The sequence below is a fragment of the Devosia sp. genome (genome assembly GCF_040509215.1).
In the GTDB taxonomy this organism is placed as follows: Bacteria; Pseudomonadota; Alphaproteobacteria; order Rhizobiales; family Devosiaceae; genus Devosia.
In genome coordinates this window covers 1-5704 of the sequence record NZ_JBEVLL010000371.1, presented here as the reverse complement: position 1 = coordinate 5704, position 5704 = coordinate 1, and the positions used below count along the sequence as shown (strand labels likewise).

The window sequence follows — 5704 nt, the reverse complement described above, 5'->3', positions numbered from 1 at the left end:
GCCGCCTTTTCCGCGTCGCCGGCGAGAATGGCCGACACGACCGCCTCGTGCTCCTCGACCGATCGCACAAGCCGCCCCAGGCTCTGGAACTGTGCTCGCCGAAACGGCGCCACCCGATTGCGCACGCCAATCGTCACCTCGGCCAGAAAGCCGTTATGGCCGATGGCATAGATGGTCTCGTGAAATTTGATATTGAGCTCGTAATACCGCCCGATATCGCCCTCATGGGCCGCATCGCGACAGGCCAGGTGCACTTTTTGCAGCGCGTCCTTGTCAGCCGAGGTCGCAAATTCGGCGGCAAGCCGCGCACACAGCGCCTCCAGTTCGGCCATCACCAGAAAAATCTCGTTGAGTTTTTCGGGCGTAAAATGCGGCACCACAGCCCCGCGATGCGGCCGCGCCTCGGCAAAGCCGATGGCTTCAAGCTGGCGGATCGCCTCGCGCACCGGCGTACGCGACACCTCGAACCGCTCGGCGATACTGGCTTCATCCAGCGGCACGCCCGGCCCGATGACGCCCCGCACGATTTCATCGGCGAGGACCATGCGCACCCTGTCGGCCGCGGTCTGCTTCTTGGGGTTTTTGGTCATCCCCGCCTCATTATGCAAGATTGCATGCTTGATAGACGTTGAGCCCAAACCTGTCCATCAGACCGTCAGGAAACCAACAATATTCGCCCCTCAAGCCTCGTGGCGCCGGGGCGGATGCACGAGGGTAACCAGCACCACCGAGATCAGCATGAGCAGGTACCAGGAGCCGAGTTTTTCAAAGCTCACCATTGACCAGCCGTTCTCCTGGCTTGGATAGATCCAGGCCCGGCTCCAGGTGCCGATATTTTCTGCGATCCAGATGAACAGCGCGACAAGCAGGAAGGCCAGCAGCATCGGCATGGAGTGGCGGAAGCGAAACACGCGGTAGTGCATGAAGCTGCGGCCATAGAGCAGCACCACGCCGCCGAAAAGCCACCAGCGAAAATCGTAGAAATAGTGGTGGCTGAAAAAGTTGATATAGATCCCCAGCGCCAGCAGCACCGTCAGCCAGACCGGCGGATAGCGGGTGAAGGTAATATCGAAAATCCGCTGGATACGCGTCATGTACGAGCCGACGCAGGCATACATGAACCCCGAAAACAGCGGCACGCCGGCAATGCGGAAAAACGCGTCGTCCGGATAGATCCACGAGCCGACCGAGGTCTTGAAGATTTCCATGATCGTGCCGACCACGTGGAAGATCAGGATGACGCGCGCCTCTTCGAGCGTTTCGAGCCGGAAGAGGATCATGCCCGCCTGGATGACCAGCGCCGCGACGAACCAGACGTCATAGCGGTTGATCCCGATCTCGGGCCACCAGAGGCGGGTGATGATGATCATCCCCAGCATGAGCCCGCCGAAAAGGCACGCCCAGGCCTGCTTGAGACCGAAGACGAGAAACTCGACAAGACCATCTGCCACCCGGCCGCGCGGCAATCGCGCGAGGACCAGATGCGCCGCCGCATCGACCCTGGCTTCCACACTCGTGAAGTGAATGGATTCCTCCCGCCCTTGCCCCGGCTCACCGCACTGGTTATGCCCAGTGCAAAGGCGCCGAATTGTGGCGCGCCGGTCAAGACCGGATTCGCAACGGAGAAGCCACTTGGCCAGACGCCACCCGACCTCGCTGCGCACCTCCAAGCAGGACGTTGCCGCCGCCAAGAAAGCGCCGCAGACCGCCCAGACGGAGAACCCGGCCTATCGGCTCGCCTTTGCCGATGACGACTTCATGACCTCGGAAGACACGCGCGGCGTCCGCTTCCAGCTCGAATATCTCAAGACCGAGTTTCGCCTGCGCGAGCGCGGCATCGTCTCGACCGTTGTGCTCTTCGGCGGCGCGCGCATTCCCGAGCCCGGCAAGCCGGCCTGGGCCGCCAAGAACGAAGTGCAGAAGCGCAATCTTGAAGCCGCCTCGCGCTATTACGACGAGGCCCGGCGCTTTGCCCAATTGGCGAGCCAGACTTCGGCCGCGAGCAAATTCACCGAATATGTGGTGGTGACCGGCGGCGGGCCCGGCGTGATGGAAGCGGGCAATCGCGGCGCCGCCGACATGGGTGCGCCCTCTATCGGGCTCAATATCGTCCTGCCGCACGAACAGGCCCCGAACGTCTATGTGACGCCCGACCTCTCCTTCAATTTCCACTATTTCGCGACGCGAAAAATTCACTTCCTGCTGCGCGCCAAGGCCGTCGCGGTCTTCCCCGGTGGCTTTGGTACGCTGGACGAATTTTTCGAAACTCTGACGCTCATTCAGACCGGCCGCATGGACCGCATTCCGGTCGTGCTCTTCGGCAAGGAATTCTGGGACAAGGTCATTAACCTGCAGGCCCTCGCCGAAGCCGGCACCATCTCGCCGACCGATCCGGAACTGTTCTCGATCGTCGATACCGCCGAAGAGGGCTGGGGCGTCGTCCGCGATTTCTACGATCTGCCGGAAACCGAAGAGCCGGACTGGCTCGGCGGTTAGCTCGCCGGCACATCCAGCACGGCGCGCACACCCGGACCATTGTCCTCGATGCTGAAGCTGCCGCCGTGCAGCCGCGCCACGGCATTGACCAGCGCCAGGCCTAGCCCCGAGCCTGGTTCCGACCTGCTCTTTTCGAGCCGCACGAACCGCTCCAGCACGCGTTGCCGGTCCGCCTCGGCAATGCCGGGGCCATTGTCCGCCACGGTAATCACCACGCTGGCGCCCTCGCGCTTCAGCTCCACCGAGATTTTTCCCGGTCTGCCGTCCTCGGGCTTGGCATATTTCATGGCGTTTTCGAGCAGGTTCACCATCGCCTGCCCAATCAGCTCGCGATTGGCCCTGAGGGTAACTCCCTCGGCAATATTGGTCGTCACCTCGATACCTTCGTCTTCGGCGACGGGCGTATAGAGTTCGGCCACGTCCGAAACGATGGAGCTGACATCGATCTCCGACAGCGCCCCCGAAGGCGCCCCGGCTTCGACACGCGCGATCATCAGCAGCGCATTGAACGTCTGGATCAGCTTGTCGCTCTCGGCGATCACCGTCTCCAGCGCCTTTTCCTTGGTCTCCGGGCTCGCCGTATCGCGCAGCGCCCCTTCGGCCTGGTTGCGCAGGCGCGTCAACGGCGTCTTGAGGTCATGGGCCACATTGTCGGTGACTTCCTTGAGCCCCTGCAGCAGTTGCTCGATCCGGTCGAGCATGGCGTTGAGATTGCGCGCCAGCCCGTCGAATTCGTCATTGCGCTTGGTGATCGGCACGCGCTCGGAAAGATTGCCCGACATGATTTTTGTCGAGGTGTCCCGGATCGTATCGATGCGCTTGAGCACCCGCCGCGCGGTCACCCCACCGGCCACGACAGAAAACAAAATGATGCCGACGACGCCGAAGAAAAAACTTTGCAGGATGATGGCCGAATAGCCGCGTCGTTCGACGACGTCGCGCCCAACGACCAGCCGCATGCCATTGCCCAATTCGATCGAGCGCACCACGGCAACGCCGGCCCGCTTCGGCCGTTCCGGCATGCCGGCGGCGTCTTCGCCAAGGGGATCGGGCCGGTCATAATCGAAACTGTAGACACCCGGATCGATCAGCACTTCGGGCGGCACGTCGTTCATATTACCAAGCAGATACTGCCCCGAGGCGTCCCCGAGATAATAGACGCCGGGCCCGGGCTGGCTCGATAACCGGTTGAGCGCAAAGGCCAGCGCGCGAATGCCCTGCGTTGCCTCGATGCGCTGGAACAGCCGCACTTCGCGATCGATATCGTCGGTCTGCTGGCGCTGAATGCTAACGCTAGACTGCCAGCCGATAAAGGCCATGAGCAGGATGGCAAAGACGACGAAAATGGCGATGAAGGTGGCCGTAAGGCGAACCGTGGAGGTGCGCCAGACCTGGGCGAAGCGGCTCACGTGCTAGTCCCGGATCATGTAGCCGGCGCCGCGCACCGTATGGAGCAGGGGACTGTCGTGCCCCTTGTCGATCTTCGAGCGCAGGCGCGACATGTGAACGTCGATGACATTGGTCTGGGGGTCGAAATGATAGTCCCAGACATTTTCGAGCAGCATGGTGCGCGTCACCACCTTGCCCGCATGCTTCATCAGATATTCGAGCAAGCGAAATTCGCGCGGCTGCAGCAAAATCGCCTCGCCATCGCGCTCGACCTTGCGGCTGAGCCGATCGAGCGACAGCCCGCCGACGCTGTAATTGGTCGCCGCCTCCGCCGGGCTCGACCGTCGCGCCAAAACTTCGATGCGCGCCAGGAGTTCGGTAAAGGCATAGGGTTTGGTGAGATAGTCGTCGCCGCCCGCCCGTAGACCCGTCACGCGGTCGTCGACTTCGCCAAGAGCTGAAAGAATGAGCACCGGCGTATTGTCGCCTTCGGCCCGCAGGCTCTCGATGATGGAAAGACCATCGCGCCGTGGCAGCATGCGATCAACGATCAGCACGTCATAGTCCATGCCCGAAGCCATGGCGTAGCCGGTTTCGCCATCGCTGGCGTGGTGGGTCACGTGGCCCGCTTCGTCCAGCGCCTGAATGAGATAGCTTGCGGCTTCCCGGTCATCTTCGATCAGCAAAATCTTCACGCCGGTGCTCCGCTAAAGCATGTCTCCCCAAGTGATCCCGGCAAAGACATGCGCTTTATAATGAAAGGACTCCGGGGGGAGGGAAACCCCGGAGCCCATAGGGCGCTTTCGAGCGGTTAGGCAATCAAAAGCGCTGTTGTTTTAGCCTTCTTCGCCGAGCGGCAGGCCGATGAAGCGGGCTTCGCCATTGCGGGCCACCTTCACAAGGGCCGTCGCAAGGCCCTTGCTCTGGACGCCGGAGATGGCGGCATCGTAATCGGCAATCGAGCTCAGCGGCTTGTTGTCGATTTCGAGCAGCACGTCACCAACGGCAAGGCCACGCTGGGCCGCAGTGCTGTCGGCTTCGACGTCCTGGATCAGCAGACCACCCGAACCGTCACCATTGGGAACCAGGGTCATGCCCAGGCTCGATGTGCTTTCCGGAATATCGGCCGGCGGCACAGGAGCTTCTTCCTGGGTCGGGGCAGCCTGTTCGGTCAGCTCGGTCAGCGTGACGCTCAGCTTGGTTTCCGCACCGTCGCGCCAGATGGTCAGCTCGACGGTCGAACCGGGAGCCTTGCCGGCAACGGTGCGGCTGAGGTCCAGTGCGTCATCGATCTGTTCGCCATCGACCTGGGTGATGATGTCGCCAGACTTGACGCCAGCATCGCCTGCAGGGCCATCGGCAGCCGGCTCGCGGACAATGGCGCCGCGGGCATTGGGAAGGCCAACGCTATCGGCGATGTCCTTGGTCACGTCCTGGATGGAGACGCCGAGATAGCCACGGGTCACCGAACCGGTATCGATCAACTGATCGACGATCTGCTTGACCGTGTGGGCCGGAATGGCGAAGGCGATACCGACATTGCCGCCATTGGGGGAGTAGATGGCGGTGTTGACGCCGACCACTTCGCCATTGGTGTTGAACGCCGGGCCACCCGAGTTACCGGTATTGACGGCCGCGTCGATCTGCAGGAAGTCGCCATAGCTCGAGCCGCCGATATTGCGGCCGGCGCCGGAAATAACGCCCACGGTCACGGTACCACCGAGGCCGAACGGGTTACCAACGGCAACCACCCAATCGCCAACGCGGCTCGGGGTGTCCTCAAAAGTCACGAAAGGCAGGTCCTTGCCTTCGATCTTGA

Annotated in this window: 6 protein-coding genes; 1 reads left to right on the top strand and 5 read right to left on the bottom strand. The window is 62.1% G+C overall.

From position 1 onward, the window contains the following. A partial coding sequence (locus ABW043_RS20990; protein WP_353923144.1) for a GntR family transcriptional regulator occupies positions 1-590 on the bottom strand: 590 nt, incomplete at its 3' end. Positions 591-680: 90 nt separating this feature from the next. Beyond that, entirely contained in the window at positions 681-1511 is an 831-nt protein-coding gene (locus tag ABW043_RS20985; RefSeq protein ID WP_353923143.1) for a DUF817 domain-containing protein, read from the bottom strand. Positions 1512-1632: 121 nt separating this feature from the next. Between ABW043_RS20985 and ABW043_RS20980 the strand changes: the two genes are divergently transcribed. Further along, complete coding sequence (locus ABW043_RS20980; RefSeq protein ID WP_353923142.1) at positions 1633-2496, top strand: LOG family protein; 864 nt, start codon at positions 1633-1635, stop codon at positions 2494-2496. On the opposite strand, the gene ABW043_RS20975 is transcribed toward ABW043_RS20980, so the two are convergent. The 3 genes from ABW043_RS20975 to ABW043_RS20965 form a co-directional block, all read right to left on the bottom strand. Next, a complete protein-coding gene (locus ABW043_RS20975; RefSeq protein WP_353923141.1) occupies positions 2493-3905 on the bottom strand; it encodes a sensor histidine kinase in 1413 nt (470 codons plus the stop codon). The genes ABW043_RS20980 and ABW043_RS20975 overlap by 4 nt on opposite strands. Positions 3906-3908: 3 nt before the next feature. Further along, positions 3909-4580, bottom strand: coding sequence for a response regulator transcription factor (locus ABW043_RS20970; protein ID WP_353923140.1), 672 nt, complete (start codon positions 4578-4580; stop codon positions 3909-3911). 141 nt (positions 4581-4721) lie between these two features. After that, positions 4722-5704, bottom strand: a 983-nt coding sequence (locus ABW043_RS20965; RefSeq protein ID WP_353923139.1) for a PDZ domain-containing protein, incomplete at its 5' end; no start/stop codon positions are given.